Origin of the sequence: Edaphobacter modestus (genome assembly GCF_004217555.1) — a bacterium.
In the GTDB taxonomy this organism is placed as follows: Bacteria; Acidobacteriota; Terriglobia; order Terriglobales; family Acidobacteriaceae; genus Edaphobacter; species Edaphobacter modestus.
This window is the reverse complement of sequence record NZ_SHKW01000001.1, coordinates 5887984-5901041: the sequence shown is the minus strand read 5'-3', so window position 1 is coordinate 5901041 and position 13058 is coordinate 5887984. Positions and strand designations below refer to the sequence as shown.

12 protein-coding genes and 3 pseudogenes are annotated in these 13058 nt (G+C 55.2%); 4 read left to right on the top strand and 11 right to left on the bottom strand.

The window, feature by feature from the left end:
- Positions 1-26: 26 nt before the first annotated feature.
- Positions 27-269: a hypothetical protein gene (locus BDD14_RS25045; RefSeq protein WP_130422252.1), complete on the bottom strand. Its 243-nt coding sequence runs from the start codon at positions 267-269 to the stop codon at positions 27-29.
- A 312-nt stretch (positions 270-581) separates the two neighbouring features.
- Here BDD14_RS25045 and BDD14_RS25040 point away from each other — a divergent pair.
- A pseudogene (locus tag BDD14_RS25040) lies at positions 582-760 on the top strand (Tn3 family transposase); the annotation flags it as partial.
- Between the two features lie 826 nt (positions 761-1586).
- Here the strand turns inward: BDD14_RS25040 and BDD14_RS25035 are convergent.
- The 3 genes from BDD14_RS25035 to BDD14_RS25025 form a co-directional block, all read right to left on the bottom strand.
- Positions 1587-4412, bottom strand: coding sequence for a sigma 54-interacting transcriptional regulator (locus BDD14_RS25035; RefSeq protein WP_130422248.1), 2826 nt, complete (start codon positions 4410-4412; stop codon positions 1587-1589).
- A 68-nt stretch (positions 4413-4480) separates the two neighbouring features.
- On the bottom strand, positions 4481-4744 hold the full coding sequence (locus BDD14_RS25030) for a hypothetical protein (protein WP_130422246.1): 264 nt from the start codon (positions 4742-4744) through the stop codon (positions 4481-4483).
- A 68-nt stretch (positions 4745-4812) separates the two neighbouring features.
- The gene (locus BDD14_RS25025) at positions 4813-5562 is read right to left on the bottom strand and encodes an SDR family NAD(P)-dependent oxidoreductase (protein ID WP_130422244.1); all 750 of its coding nucleotides are present in this window, start codon (positions 5560-5562) and stop codon (positions 4813-4815) included.
- Between the two features lie 230 nt (positions 5563-5792).
- On the opposite strand from BDD14_RS25025, the gene BDD14_RS25020 reads away from it, so the two are divergent.
- Positions 5793-6131 (top strand): winged helix-turn-helix transcriptional regulator, encoded by a 339-nt coding sequence (locus tag BDD14_RS25020; RefSeq protein ID WP_130422242.1) that lies wholly within the window; start codon positions 5793-5795, stop codon positions 6129-6131.
- Between the two features lie 174 nt (positions 6132-6305).
- Here the strand turns inward: BDD14_RS25020 and BDD14_RS25015 are convergent, their stop codons facing one another.
- From BDD14_RS25015 to BDD14_RS24995, 5 genes and pseudogenes are all read right to left on the bottom strand, one after another.
- A complete protein-coding gene (locus BDD14_RS25015) occupies positions 6306-6782 on the bottom strand; it encodes a nuclear transport factor 2 family protein (RefSeq protein WP_130422240.1) in 477 nt (158 codons plus the stop codon).
- A gap of 102 nt (positions 6783-6884) precedes the next feature.
- Positions 6885-7262 carry a VOC family protein gene (locus BDD14_RS25010; protein WP_130422238.1) on the bottom strand — a complete coding sequence of 126 codons (378 nt, stop codon included), beginning with the start codon at positions 7260-7262 and terminating at the stop codon, positions 6885-6887.
- 27 nt (positions 7263-7289) lie between these two features.
- A pseudogene (locus tag BDD14_RS33840) lies at positions 7290-7610 on the bottom strand (NAD(P)H-dependent oxidoreductase); the annotation flags it as partial.
- 11 nt (positions 7611-7621) lie between these two features.
- A complete protein-coding gene (locus BDD14_RS33835; RefSeq protein WP_207231823.1) occupies positions 7622-7999 on the bottom strand; it encodes an FMN-dependent NADH-azoreductase in 378 nt (125 codons plus the stop codon).
- Between the two features lie 470 nt (positions 8000-8469).
- Positions 8470-9510: an aldo/keto reductase gene (locus BDD14_RS24995; RefSeq protein ID WP_130422236.1), complete on the bottom strand. Its 1041-nt coding sequence runs from the start codon at positions 9508-9510 to the stop codon at positions 8470-8472.
- A gap of 315 nt (positions 9511-9825) precedes the next feature.
- Here BDD14_RS24995 and BDD14_RS24990 point away from each other — a divergent pair, with 315 nt between their 5' ends.
- Complete coding sequence (locus BDD14_RS24990) at positions 9826-10800, top strand: AraC family transcriptional regulator (RefSeq protein ID WP_130422234.1); 975 nt, start codon at positions 9826-9828, stop codon at positions 10798-10800.
- Positions 10801-10947: 147 nt separating this feature from the next.
- On the opposite strand, the gene BDD14_RS24985 is transcribed toward BDD14_RS24990, so the two are convergent.
- Positions 10948-11502 (bottom strand): TetR/AcrR family transcriptional regulator, encoded by a 555-nt coding sequence (locus tag BDD14_RS24985; RefSeq protein ID WP_130422232.1) that lies wholly within the window; start codon positions 11500-11502, stop codon positions 10948-10950.
- A gap of 168 nt (positions 11503-11670) precedes the next feature.
- On the opposite strand from BDD14_RS24985, the pseudogene BDD14_RS24980 reads away from it, so the two are divergent.
- Positions 11671-11871: pseudogene (locus BDD14_RS24980) on the top strand (SDR family NAD(P)-dependent oxidoreductase); the annotation flags it as partial.
- A 276-nt stretch (positions 11872-12147) separates the two neighbouring features.
- Here the strand turns inward: BDD14_RS24980 and BDD14_RS24975 are convergent.
- On the bottom strand, positions 12148-13056 hold the full coding sequence (locus tag BDD14_RS24975) for a hypothetical protein (protein ID WP_130422230.1): 909 nt from the start codon (positions 13054-13056) through the stop codon (positions 12148-12150).
- Positions 13057-13058: the final 2 nt, after the last annotated feature.

Sequence of the window (13058 nt, the reverse complement as noted above, 5' to 3'; positions counted from 1 at the left end):
CTCCTCGTTTTGCACGGCTTGACCATTCAATCGGTTATCGAGTATTCGATCGGCACAGGCGTCGGCAAACTCACCGCATAAGGCTGGCCTGTTCTTTGGAGACGCACCCACAAAGAAAGGCGGGGAGTTCCTGAGTTCGATACCGTCGACTCGCAAGCTGCAAGAAACGCGGCTGCGTCGTCATCAGCAAGCGTCACATCTGAAAGTTCGAGAACGAGATGTGCGCGTTCCGCTTCGACCAGTTCCTCGATGGTGTTGACACATTCCATCTCGAGACATCCACACGCGCAACACGATGGCATCCTCCTCGCTGACGAACCGTTCGATCTTGCAGGTTATTGGCATCGCTCCGCGCCGAGGCGTAAGTTACGGCCAGGATGCGATTCCCAATGCAAGTCGAATGCCATTTGTAAGTGCTTGAAAAGCCGGTCGAGGTAAGCTGACCCCTAATCGGGGTTCTCGTGGAATTCGCGGAAATATCGAGGCTCTATCTACGAGTGGACGACTTTAGCGATGTCTGTAGGTGCCGACCAATTGCTCGGATGACGGTCAGCTATGAATGATCCTGGAACTTGCGGCGCATGATCCAGCTCTCGCTCGTCTACATCAACACCCTGATGATTCAGCAGGTCCTTGCCGAACCTGCGTGGGCTGAGCGCCTCAACGCTCAGGACCTCCGGGCATCACCCCGCTTGTCTACGGCCACGTCAATCCTTACGGCCGCTTCTGTCTCGATCTGCATTCGCGCCTGCCCATCGATCCGCCCCGTTTCGGCCCACAGTCTGCCCGGAACCCAGATGCTGCTCGTTTACGATCAACTCACAGCTTGAGAGCTACTTTGCGGCTCGTGACAGCAATGTTGGGTTTAGGCCGGGTTGTAGAGGTGGGCCAATATAAGTGAGCGAAGCGGGCCAATCTAGGGCTCTTCCTCACTTTTGGTGAAAATGATTCTCAAGACAATGGCCGCAATTATCTAATACAGCGTTCAAGAGGCTATTGTATGAGGCCATTTGCGGCCGCGCGGTTGAGATCGGCAAGAGGAAACAGTGCTCTTGTGCCCGATGATCCTCAGCCATCCTCCACAATAACTGTTCGCGCCCGTCGGCCTGGCACGGGCATACGCATAAATTTCGGCTGACTGGTCCACATGTCGCCTTTTGTCCTTTATCCTCGGAGTCAGCTTCCCTGCTCGCCTGTGCCTGCCAAGGCACCCCACGTTCGATGCCCGGAACAGGGTACTCTCTTTGATCTGTATCGCAAGGTCGACACCGCAAAGCTGTGGCATCATGACGTCGGAGAGGACGCACCTATTTCGCGTATTGCGCCTCCACGCGTCCGGAACGGACTCTTACCGAAGTGTGTCCGCCACCTTAACGATCACCGCTGCGACATTCTCCTCGCTGACGAGCCATTCAATCCAGAAGGTCATTGGAATAGCCTCCCTGCCGAGCCTACGTTCCGGCCAGAATGCGCATTTATCAGTGCAAAGAGATTGCCATTCATAGGTGCTTGAAAATGCGTCGAAGTAGCCTAATTTGTCATCGGGATTTTCGCGGAATTCGCGGTTCCATCAAGGGTAGACGGTTCTAGTAGAGTTTGAAATGGCTCTTACTGATTTGCAGTTTCTTGATCCTGGAATCAAGGGTTGAGGGTGGGATTTGAAGCTTAACTGCAGCTCCCTTAGGACCGTAAACCCGGCCTCCACTTTTGACGAGTGCCGCTTCAATGATCTGCCGCTCGCGACTCGAGTCGCCGTTCGTTGGCTCCGGCATCTGTTGCGCCAACCGCGTCTTCGCTGCGCCTGTAGACAGCCAGGCTTCATCAACACAAAACACGTCATCAGGACTTACGATCACCGATCTCTCGACGACGTTCTGCAACTCGCGGACGTTGCCTGGCCAATCATACGATCGAAACAATTCGACAGTACGCTTGTCGATCTTCGAGAAGGTCTTACCTAGCTTTCGGCCAAAGCGCTGGACGAAGTATTCAAGCAACGTCAGAATATCGTCCTTCCGCTCACGCAGGGGTGGCATTTGGATTGGAAAAACGTTGAGCCGATAAAACAGATCCTCGCGGAACGTCCCATTTGCTATCGCGGCTTCCAAATCGCGGTTCGTGGCCGCGACCACACGGACGTCGACCTGGATCGATTGCGTTCCTCCGACTCGCTCGAATTCCCGCTCTTGCAGTACTCTGAGAAGCGCAACCTGAATATCGGCTGGCAGCTCACCGACTTCGTCGAGAAAAATCGTTCCGCCGTTTGCCAGCTCAAAACGGCCCAGCTTGCGCTGGGTCGCCCCTGTGAACGCTCCCTTTTCGTGACCGAATAGTTCCGAGGAAATCAGTGAAGGCGCCAGAGCTGCGCAGTTGACGCTGACGAAGGCCCGTCGCGAACGCGCGGATCGCTTGTGAATAGCGCGCGCGATTAGCTCCTTGCCCGTACCAGTCTCGCCTGTGATCAGCACGCTGGAATCAGTAGGGGCAACCTTGACCACCCGAGACACGACCGCTTGCAAAACCTGTGATGTCCCCAGGATCTCTTCGAACATGGAGACGCGATCCACTTCATCCCGAAGCGCCAGATTTTCCCTATAGAGCTTGTCTCTTAAAAGCTTGACCTCCGCAAGAGCATTCTCCAATTCGATCCTGGCCTGCGTCTGCTCCGTGGTATCGAGAACAGCACCCACAAATTCAATGAGGTTGCCTGCTTCGTTCAAGACCGGGTGGCCGATGGAATGCATGTACCTGATAGCTCCATCGTCACCCAATATGCGGTGGTGGTCTTCAAAATCGACTCGCTCGCTTACAGATTTTATAAACAGTTCCCGGACACGCTCCCGATCTTCCGGATGCATCTTGTTAATAAGATAGTCATTCCTCGAACAGTCTTCGCCCGGTTTGAAGCCAACTAATCGAAGCATTTCAGGCGAGGCGGTCGCAATTCCAGACGCAATATCCACGCTCCAACTGCCGGTGTGGCCCAGTCTCTGGGCCTCCAGCAGATTCCATTCACTCCGCCGTAATCTCTCCTCCGCCTGTTTGCGATCGTCGATATCGGTACCGGTCGCATACCAGTGGATCACCCCTCCTTGTGGATCCAACAGCGGCTTGTATTGAACCAGGAACCAGCGATACTGACCATCCCTGCGGCGCACTCGTCGTTCGAACTCGAATGGAACCCCTCGCGAGATCGCCGCATCGCGCTCGTCGCGCAATCTCTGGGAATCCTCCGGATGAAAAGCCTCACGAAACTTTTCCGATCCGACTACTTCCCTCGTCAGCCCCGTGTACTCCAGTAACGCCTGATTCGCGTACTGAAGATTTCCATCGGTGTTAATCACGACGATGAGCTGCGGTATTGCATCCACGATTATTCGAAGTTCAGCTTCGGATTTGGCTGCTTCGTCAAGAGCCCTGGTTAGCGCCGCCTCATTGCGCTTCTGCTCAATCACAATCGCCGCGAGATGCGTCACCTGCTGGATGTTTTTTTGGTCCTGCTCGGTTGGGAAGTGCGGCTCGCGCCAATAGATCGCGAAGGTGCCCAACACAAGGTCATTTGAGGCCATTATCGGGGTCGACCAGCACGCCTTTAGACCGTGCGCCAGCGTGGCCACGCGCCATCCATAAGCGTCCCATTGCCTGTCCGCAGCCACGTCCGATACAACCACTTGTGTCTTGCGGCGCGCCGCCTGAGTGCAGGGTCCTCCTTCACGATCCACCGGGGTGCCTGGAAACCGGTCACGATAGCTGGATGGAAGGCTCGGAGCAATAGCCTGTTGGATCTTCGAGCCACTGGGATCAATCAACAGGATGCTGCAGCAGCATCCGCTGGCGGACTGTTCTACAACTCGGCAGAGGGCTTCGAGAATGGATTCCAGCGAACTGCCCTTGGCGGTCATTTCCAGAACGAGATTCTCTCCGGCGAGCAAGTATTCCGCGCGTTTTCGGTCTTCGACGTCGATGTTCGTTCCGACCCATTTGACAACCCTTCCCTCGTTGTCAAACGACGGAGCCGCACGGAACAAGAACGATCGATATTCTCCGTCATACCGGCGCAGGCGTGCTTCAATTTCACCGGCCTCCCCGGAATCCAGAATCGATCGCCAGTAGTCGGTGAGGCCGCTCAGATCCTCTGGGTGAACCGCGTCGGTCCATCCCCAGTTACGTGTCTCCTCAATACAGAGCCCGGTGTAGTCCAGCCAGCGCCGGTTGAAGTATTCAGCTGAACCATCGGGACGGGCAGACCAGGCCAGCGCCGGAATCGTGTCGATGATTGCCCACAGTTGATCCTCCGACATCTTCAATGGACTATCTGCCAAGCTGCCCTGACTAGAGACGAAATGCGCTGTGACTGCCTCTAACGAGGATGATGGCCTCTCCTCCGGAATTTGTTTAGTTTGAGTTGACATCGCCTGCTCCTGGATCGGGTAACCAGCTGCACTTAATTAATCATAATGGAACCCGAGCTGCCGAGGACTTAGGCGAACCCCTGATCCGCCAGCCTGTCTACTAGCAGATCGGTCCAGCGGTCCACCGGCAGCCCGCGCTTGCCGACGCCAAAACCCGTGGCCGCCGCGGGTGAAGATGTGCAGCTCGGCCGGGCGATCGTCTCGGGACCGAAGACAGCCGGGCTCCCGAAGGTAATTTCCGGCCCAACGCAGGGCAGGCTGCTGGGTGGCCCGTCAGGCCAGAGCCGGATCACCGTGTTCAGCTCATTTGGATCGTTTGCAAATGAAATCATCTGCAACCTCGGTCACCGATTCGCTATTTTGAGAGGAGATCCCTTGGCGCAGCCCCTCTCTCACTGAATCAGACCTGCGCCATACCGCCATCGACGAATACTTCGCTTCCTGTCATGAAGCTGCTGTCGTCGGAGGCGAGGAACAAGGCAACTGCGGCTGTTTCGTCCGGGTTGCCCACACGTTCAAGGGGTGCCTGACTGGCAAGACCGGCAAGAAGAGCCTCTTGCCTTCCCGTCCTCGCCAGTCCATTGAGAAGACCAGGTGTCGTTGTAGCTCCCGGCGAGAGCACATTGACCCGGATGCCTGTCCCCTTGAGATCGAGCGCCCAGCATCGTGCAAAATTTCGGATAGCGGCCTTGGTTGCGCTGTACACGCTGAAGGCGGGCGATCCCATCGAACCTGTCGTCGATCCCGTGAGTATGATGGAGCCGCCAGTCCGCATCAGCGGAAGCGCCTTTTGCACGGTAAACAGGGTTCCTTTGACATTCACGGCGAAAACCTTGTCGAACTGGTCCTCGGGAATGGAGCCCAATGGACTCATTCCGCCAATCCCTGCGTTGGCGAACAGTACGTCCACATGCCCCTTCTCTGCCTGCACTGTTGCGAACAGCCGGTCGAGGTCGTCCAGGTTGGATACATCTCCCTGAACTCCCGTAACCCCTGAGCCGAGGGTCGCTACCGCCTTATCCAACTCGTCCTGACGCCGACCCGTGATGAAGACGTATGCGCCCTCGGATACAAACCGCTTCGCCGTCGCCAAGCCGATACCACTATTGCCGCCAGTGATCACGGCAATCTTTCCTGTGAGCCTTCCCATATTTCTGACCTTTCGTATTCCATGAAGCACCAGCTCAGGACCGCCGCTCGCGATCCTGATGCTTTCGCCTTGTGAGCATGGCGGAGGATTCCGCGAGTTTTTCGTAGAAGAGGACGTCTGCTACCCGCTTCCTTCTGCAATTACATTGATTCAAGGCTAGATCATTGCTTTACAATCGACCAGTACCTACTTTTAGGTAAGTATCAACAAATCCTTGGGAGGTTCTGTCAATGTCGGATTGCGGACTGGATGTCGTATTGGGTCTGATTGGAGGAAAGTGGAAGATGCTTATCCTCTTTCATCTATGCCACGGATCTCGACGGTTCGGCGAACTTCGGCGGCTGCTGCCAGGCATAAGCGAGAAAATGTTGATCCAGGATCTCCGGCAAATGCAGGAGAGCAACTTATTGGTGCGGAAGGATTACCAGCAGGTTCCACCTAAAGTGGAGTATTCCATCACACCATTTGGAAAGGCGCTGGGTAAATCAATGGCTCCTCTTTGCGCCTGGGGAGCCAAGAACAGGAAGCGTGTATTGGGAAAGGAATTCCCTCAGAAAACAGCTGTTTGAACAGGCCGAGACGGGGGAAAGGCATGATTAAGAAATCATGCCACGTGTTCACTGGTTTGGATCGAATCGATAAACGCAAACCTCGTCATTGACTTCTGGATTGGTTCAGTTCACTGAATGTCCTTGGCGGGTCACTTTGGCGATGCGCAAACGACCCGCCACAGGTGGACAGAACTACAGGCCCAAGTCACTCAGTCCGGGATGATCGTCAGGCCGACGTCCGAGAGGCCAGTGGAAGAGGCGCTCGCTCTCCTTGATGGGCAGATCATTTATGGAAGCGTGACGATGATGCATCAGCCCATCTTCTCCGAACTCCCAGTTTTCATTTCCGTAGGAGCGATGCCATTGGCCTGTCGCATCATGCGATTCATATGCAAAGCGGACGGCTATTCTCGTGCCGTCGAAAGCCCACAGTTCCTTAATGAGGCGATAGTCGAGTTCCTTTGACCATTTGCCGCTGAGAAATCTAACGATCTCCTCGCGGCCTGCCACGAATTCCGAGCGATTACGCCATTTGCTATCGATGGAATAAGCGAGCGAGACACGTTCTGGATCACGCGAGTTCCAGCCATCTTCCGCGCCGCGCACCTTACGGATGGCAGTTTCACGTGTAAATGGCGGTACAAGAATGGGATGTGCGGTGGTAGCCATGTTCAGACTCCTCAATTAGTCTTCTAAGACAGATTTATTCGAATGGATTGATTGGACCGGACCATTCGCACTTCGGGCAGGTGATGTTCTGTGGTTCCATCACTAGCTTTTATGGACGACCTCGAACGAATACCCGTCCGGGTCAAAGATATCGGCGGCGTAGTATCCCGGATAGTATTCCAGTCGTGCGCGGGGTGAAATATTGTCTCTGGCGCCAGCGGACATTGCCGCCTTGTAGAATTCATCGACCTTATCCTCATCTCCGGCCATAAAGCCCCAGTGAATGGCTGCTGGATCAGGCTTCCCCTGCTTGATCCAGAAGCACGCCCTCTTGCCATCACCAAATCCCCACAGATCGGGATGACCGTCTTCGCCCTTGTACGGCATGAAGAATTTGATGTTAAGTGGCTTCAGCGCCGCCTCATAGAAGGCTAGCGAACGTTCGACATCGCTGACAGTCAGAATAATGTGGTCGAGCATAGTTCTCCCTCTCAAATTACGAGTGCTTCAACGGCCTTCGTTCTTTCCTTTCGCGTTCGTGGGTTGCACTGGTGGAGGCAGCTGGCAGATGGGGTTCGTCGCGGGTGTGGCCCGCCGCGACTTCCATTGCAACTGCCGCCACCGCTGCAGCCCTTTTTCGCCATTGGGTACAGCACGGATCGCAAGCGGCGGTATGTTCATACCTTCGGCCCGGACAGTCTGGACGTCTTCAATTCCAATGAAGCCCAGGATCTGGCGCAGATACGGCTCCACGAAATCCAAGCCTTTCCAAGGCCCTTCACTGAAGACTCCCCCTGATGCGAGCACCAGGATCGCCTTCTTGCCTTTCGCTAACCCCTCTACCCGGCACCGGCGTAGTTGAAGGTCTTGCCAGCGCGCACAACGTAGTCAATCCACGCCTTCAGAGACGGCGGAATTCCGAAATTCCACATGGGACAGGCAATCACCAGAAGGTCCGACATCATCAGTTCGTCAACGAGTTGGTCGGACAGGTATGCGGCTTCCTTGAGCGATTCTGCCTCGACCGGGTCTTTCGTAGAAATTGCTTTCAGGGTCGGTTGATCCAGCTGGGGAAGTGCGTCCTTCACAAGATCACGCTCAATTATCGTGGCCTCTGGATATTGCATCTCAAGCCGCTCTCTGAGCTTGCCAGTCAATTTGCGGCTGGCGGACTCGGTTCCCCGAGGGCTTGATTCAACAATAAGGATGTGTGTCATGTGTGGCTTCCCCTTGGTTTCAAGCTACAAGGTTGCCATAGCAAGCCAAGCGCCATTCGTAAGTGGTTGAACGGATGAGTTAATTAGGGTAGCTCGGTATCGTGGTTTTCGCGGAATTCGCGGAATCGATGTTTTTCATCCGTGGGTAACCAGTTCTGCCGCCAAGGATGCCGAAACCTGGAACGCGACCGATGTCGTCGGGAATACCTGCTCGGCCCAGTGCTGTCGCTTCGGCCACCATTTTGTTCACGGCAGGATTGTCGCGAACGATGCCTCCGCTGAAATCGGTAGTTGCTGACGAGATCGCAACACAGGGTAGCCTCTGAAGTCTGCATCTCGTTGTAGGCGAGGATGGCAGGATGAAGCTCTCTAGAGTTCGCAACCGCCTCGTTCCGAGCGTATTACAAAACTCCATCGAGTTCTCCTCGCCACCTCAGACCATGACGAGAATGGACGAACGGGATAGATAATCACCTTCTGGAGTTTACCAATTGAGTGCGGCGGAAGTGGCTCCAGAGCTCGATCATCCAGGCTGGATATTCGGCAGGAATCTTACTGACCTCCGCAATGGCTGCTTGCTCCTCGTCGGTGAGTGAGACATTAGCAGCCCGGAGATTGTCTTCCAGTTGGTCCATGCGCTTGGCTCCGACAACCACACTCGATACGACCTTTTGGTGTAGCAGCCAGGCAAGTGCGATCTGCGCGACTGAGACACCGTGTGTTTCAGCAATACCGCGCATCACGTCGAGAGCATCGTAGGCCCGGTCGTAGTCGACCGGCGGAAATGCAAACGCCCCACGTCGGCTGCCTTCCGGAGCTTCCGCGCCACGCGGCTGCTTGCCGCTGAGCAGGCCGCCTGCGAGAGGACCCCAGACCAGCAAGCCAACTCCTTCGTTGTCCAGCAGCGGGACGATTTCTCGCTCCAGATCGCGCCCCGCGACCGAGTAATACGCCTGGAGAGCACTAAATCGCGAGAGACCGAGATGCGCTGAGATGCCGAGCGCCTTAGCAATCTGCCATGCCGCCCAGTTGGACACGCCAACATAACGCACATACCCTTGCCGGACGAGGTCGTCCAGAGCGCGCAACGTTTCTTCCATCGGCGTTGCCGGATCAAAGCCATGAATCTGATACAGGTCGATATGATCGACGCCCAGCCTCTTGAGGCTTGCCTTTGCGGCGTCGAGCAGATGCCCACGCGAGGCGCCCACGTCATTCGGCCCCTTGCCCATCGGGCCGAAGGCCTTGGTCGCAATCAGGTAGCTTTCACGGGGCACGCCCAGGTTCCGAAGGGCTTCGCCGAGGAAACGCTCCGAATCACCGAGGGCGTACACGTCCGCCGTGTCGAACAGATTCACTCCTGCCTCGAAAGCTTTCGCCACCAGTGCGCTGGCATCCTTCTGAGTTAGGCCCCCAAGCGTCGGCTGCCCCTCCATCTCGCCAAATGTCATGGTCCCGAAACTCAACTCCGACACGAACAAGCCGGAAGTTCCAAGCCGGTTGTATTTCATCTAGATCCTCCAATGTTGTGATTGTGGTTGAACTAACCTAATTCGCGCGGTCGTGACTCTAGTAGGCTCCGAATGCAAGCGAATCAGGCAGGTTGAACCTGGGGAGGTTGGTAGTCCCCGATATGTCCAACCCAGAAGGCAAAATCCGTCTTTTCATGAAATCCTGAAGGTAAATACTCCTTAGCCAGACCTTCCTGGCAGGTCAGAGATTATGTGGAACGATCCCTTTTTCGTTAGCCTGATTTCATCTATTTGCTGCCTAATCCTCTCAGAGCATGGTTCTGAGAGACATCCTCGTGGCAAGATGAGACAGACATGACAAGCGCGTCCAAACGCAATCGCGGAACCAGACCTTCAGCGCCAGTTCAGGGGCCTTCGGCCGACATCTCGGCTTCAATGAGAGACGAAATCGAAGAGCGAATCAGACGCTTCTCAGAAGCGAACACGAGGTATCGCACGCCAGTTCCTGGGCTAAGCGTCGCCCGCGTCACCGCGCCTGTGCCTCCCACAATCCACATAGACAGACCCTGCATGTGCATGTGTATTCGAGGCCAGCGAAGGGTTTCAGTCGGCGAGACTATCTTTTTTCACGATGAGAACCAACTTGTGTTGACCGCAATTGATCGCCCCACGGTGTTTGCGATACCACACGCCAGTTCTCAAAAGCCATATACCGCGTTGCGAATTGATCTAGACCTCGAAATCGCGCGGCAAATGATGGCGCACATCGATGTCAATGAATGCAACGTCGCTCCCACCGCGTCTGGACTGACTGCCGCAGTTACGCCCGAGCTGCTCGATTGCGTCCTCAGACTCACGAGGCTTATCGAGCGTCCGAGCGAGATTGCTGTATTGGCGGATCTGATACACCGGGAGATTCTTTACCGCTTGCTTTCCGGGCCGGCAGGCAACAGTCTTCGGCAGATTGCGCGCCTTGGCTCGCATGGGCAAAGGGTCTCGAAGGTAGTGGCGTGGCTTCGGGAGCACTTCCGAGGGCCATTGCGCATCGATCAACTTGCGAAGATGGCCGGGATGGGAGTATCTACGCTCCATCGGCATTTTCATGAACTGACGGATATGAGTCCGATTCAGTACCAGAAGCGACTACGCTTGCACGAAGCGCGTCGATTGATGCTTGAAGAGTCGTACGAGGTAGGGACGGCTGCGCTCGATGTCGGTTATGAAAGTTCGACTCAGTTCATTCGGGAGTATCGTCGGCTCTTCGGCGACGCTCCGCTCAGGAACATAAAGGCGCTTCGCACTACGGGGTTGACGTCCGCCGCACTCTAAGTTGCGGTTCGATTCAGGGTTGTGGTCCGCCGGCACCAGATCGTCCAACACCAGGAAACAAGATCCTCTGGCTCTTTGACGCCCTGAGGGACCCTCGGCACCTCTTACTCAACCCATGACCTCTGCCAACTGCGTTGTCGCCTTCGATTAGAGAGTTCGAAGGGCTGTCATAAAGTTTTCGATCTTGCGGTTCGACGAGATTTTGCCGGATTTAAGGTTACGCTCAATGCACAATCCGGAGAAGAAGGAAAGCACCATCTCGGCAATTGCAGAAGCAGCCATCTTAGACTTTTCCGCCTCGATATTCATCGCGAGAAGGCGCTGCAATAGTACCCGATTCTCCGCCACAACCCCATAAGCCTCATCCGGAAGGATAGCGAACTCCCGCATAGAGTTGACGGAAAAACATCCCTGCAGTTCCCCCTTGCTGAGAGGACCATTCTTGAGAAAGGTTTCGACGTTGTTCCAGCCAAGAGGTTCCTTGGTGAGAAGCCCCCTCTTCTCTTGGCTCTCAAGATAGTGCCGAAGGCACGCTACAAAGAGATCTTCCTTGTCTCGGAACTCCGTATACAGCCCTGACTTGTTCACGCCTGTGGCTCGTTCCAGGTCCTGAAGACTCGTGTCCGAAAATCCATGCTTCCAGAAGACGGGCATCGCCTTCTCCAACACTTCCTCTCGGCTAAAGTTCTTTGGGCGGCCCATCCACATATTATCCGGTAAAAAACTAAATAGTTCAATATATCTTGCATCCTCGCCTAACCTTCATCATCGTATAGAACTGAGTGGTTCAGAACCGGGCCGACACGATCGGGCAAGATCGCAACCGAATCGGCTTCGTGAATTGTTCCGCGAAATAACAAAGGAGATTATATGTCTAAGTTAGCGAAGAAAGTGGCACTCGTTACCGGCGGTTCCCGGGGCATTGGCGCAGCGATTGCGAAGCGTCTGGCCGCCGATGGAGCAAGTGTAGCCATCACGTATGCAAAGGACGCAAGCGCAGCCTCGGCCGTAGTCAAAGCGATTGAACTCGATGGCGGAAAGGCCAGAGCGATCCAGGCGGACGCTGCCAACGTGGTGTAGTTCATCACCACAAGGGCAGTGACAACGTACTTGATGAGACTTGTTCCCAGGCCGCGCGCGTCGCCGCCATGCAGGGCTGCTTGGTACATCTGCCAGAGGAAACCCACCAGCAGCACGACATAAGCTGCGTTTTGCATTCCTGACGTGATGCTGGTCGAGTTAATGCCAGATATGGCTTCCGTCAGAAACCGCTCGAAAAGGCTTAGCTGCGTTCCCTGAAAGAACGCGAGTAAGGCGACATTGGGATGAAGGAACATCATGATCGTGTCACCTGTTCGTCAGCGATCCGTTGATAAGGTTGTTATTGCCTGTGTTGTCTGTGGTTGCGAGCTTCGCGACTTTACTCTGATTGGCAAGGTCTATTCCGCGAGTTCGCATCAACTCGGCGAGCGCGGCCTGTGTGTAAGCATTGGCGCGGACGACCCAGACATCCGCTTCCGCCTCAAGGATTGGAGCGCTGCCCGGCGCTGCCTGGGTGATCTGCTGCCCCATTTGGTCGGCTTCGCTGAGTTCCGCGGTCGCCAATGCGTCGATCTCAATCGCCCTCTTCATGGAGTCTTGAGCCTGAGCGTCGGTCATATCAGTCATGGTGCGAACCGCAGGTGATGTCGTATTTTGGGCCATGACGACGCCATAGACTTCTTGGAACTGAGTCGAAACCGTGGGCACGTTCGCCGCATTCCGCGATAACAACAACGATTCGAGGTTATGTGATTGTGGCAGAGTCGCGCTTGAGACGTTCACCGTACGGAACATATTGCTCATTTGGGTGAATTGGTTTTCAGATTGCACCACGGAACTCTTGGCCTGATTGATCGCGGTCAGCGGATATATCACTTGCTGCTCGTACTTTGCCGCGCTTTGTTCGTACTGGTTCATCGTCTTGAGTGGCGCTGCGATATAGGTGTTCATGAGCGACTGCATCTTTGACAAGGCCGCCATGATCGCAGCCGTATCGATGCCGAACTGCCCGTGCGCGTGGTTGGGTACGATGAGGAGGACACAAAGGGCAGCACCTCCGATCTTGAGCGGAGTCGATCTATACCAGGGGTGTTTCAAAGGTTGGGGATCGGTGTCGCTCAGCATCGCCGGCTTTATGGCCTCACGCGCGGACTGTCTCTTCCAGCGGAAGAATGGTTTGCGAACTTTGTCGGGACTTATCTTTGGGTCTGTCATGG